Raw genomic sequence first — 1,258 nt, forward strand, 5'->3', positions numbered from 1 at the left:
CGGGCCCCCGCCGCATCCTGCAGCTGGAGCGCGAAGATGGAGGAGGACGAGGGCGGCAGCGTGCTGACGGCGTCGGTTTGCGGCGGGCCGAAGGGTGGCGCGCATCTGATGCTGACCTGTTTCGGCAAGCCGACGCTGAGCTACGACCTCGGCGAGGCCGGGCCGGAGCTGGGGCCGGGCATCAAGGCTTCGTTCGCGTTCAGGGCCGGCGGCAAGACGGTGACGAAGACGCTGGTGCTCGAGGCAATGTACAATTACTTCACGACGCAGTTCGGCAGCACCGACCCGCTGCTTGGCCTGCTGCGCGGCAAGGGCGAGGTCACCGTCACGTCCGACAAATATGGCGAGAACAGTTTTTCGCTTGCCGACTCGAGCGCGGCGATCGGCAAGGTGCTGGCTGAATGCGGCAAGGCTTCCTCCGACTCGGACTGACGCCGGCGGGAAGGAGGCAGCAGCGCCTCAGCGCAGCCTGTCTCGCGCCTCCATCAGCGCAAAGCCGAGCAGGTTGTCGCCGCGCCAGGTGAGCGGGTTCGCCGCGCGCTCGTCACCCGCGGCGAGGCCAATGCCCCAGATGCGATCGACGGGGCTTGCCTCGACCAGCACGGCATCCTTCGTCGCCAGCAGGAATTCGCCAAGCGGCCCGTTCTGCCGGAATTTCTGGAAGCTGCCTTCCGAAACGAGGCGGAACTTCTCGGCATCCCAACTCGCTCCGTCGAAGCCGCGCACCTCGCGCCCCACCTGCTTGGCCTGCTTCGGGCTCGCGGCGGCGAGCACGCGGCGCACGGCCTCGTCGTCGCCGAACAGCCGCGCCTTGCCGGCCATCATCCAGTGTTCCGCCGTCGCATAGGTCAGCCGGTCGACCGTGAAGGGCGCGGGCCACCACTGGCTGAGACAGGACGTGGTGATGCTTCCGTCCTTCGACGGCTGATGGCCCCAGAAGAACAAGAAGCTGGGCCGGGATTTCGCGCGGACGGCTGCCTCGAGCCAGGAACGATCATAGGTCATGACGGGGATGGAGCGGAGCGGACGGTGAATTGTCAATGGCGGCTGGCGCCTCGCCGCTTTCACCAGCGCGCTCCCCCTGCCGCGCGGCCTGCGGGTTTCGCCGCAATTTCCCTGAAGTTTCGGCGGCGCGTCACGATCTCCGGCGGGGCGGCGACTATCCTCCGCCTTGCTGTCACAGAGGACAGTTCGGAGATCAACGCCATGACCACGATCGTTTCCTTCACCGGCGCCACTGCTCACAACCGGCGCCGGT

3 protein-coding genes are annotated in these 1,258 nt (G+C 67.3%); 2 read left to right on the forward strand and 1 reads right to left on the reverse strand.

Annotated features, from left to right (window positions below; all coding sequences use genetic code 11):
• Positions 1–432: hypothetical protein (locus EN742_RS35330; protein ID WP_245492485.1), on the forward strand; the 432-nt coding region annotated here is incomplete at its 5' end.
• Between the two features lie 27 nt (positions 433–459).
• Here the strand turns inward: EN742_RS35330 and EN742_RS35335 are convergent.
• On the reverse strand, positions 460–1,005 hold the full coding sequence (locus tag EN742_RS35335; protein ID WP_126055339.1) for an NADAR family protein: 546 nt from the start codon (positions 1,003–1,005) through the stop codon (positions 460–462).
• A gap of 24 nt (positions 1,006–1,029) precedes the next feature.
• Between EN742_RS35335 and EN742_RS38890 the strand changes: the two genes are divergently transcribed.
• Positions 1,030–1,258 (forward strand): hypothetical protein (locus EN742_RS38890; RefSeq protein ID WP_210214512.1); only part of this gene is annotated, 229 nt, incomplete at its 3' end.

Origin of the sequence: Mesorhizobium sp. M4A.F.Ca.ET.020.02.1.1, assembly GCF_004022645.1 — a bacterium.
Taxonomy (GTDB): Bacteria; Pseudomonadota; Alphaproteobacteria; order Rhizobiales; family Rhizobiaceae; genus Mesorhizobium.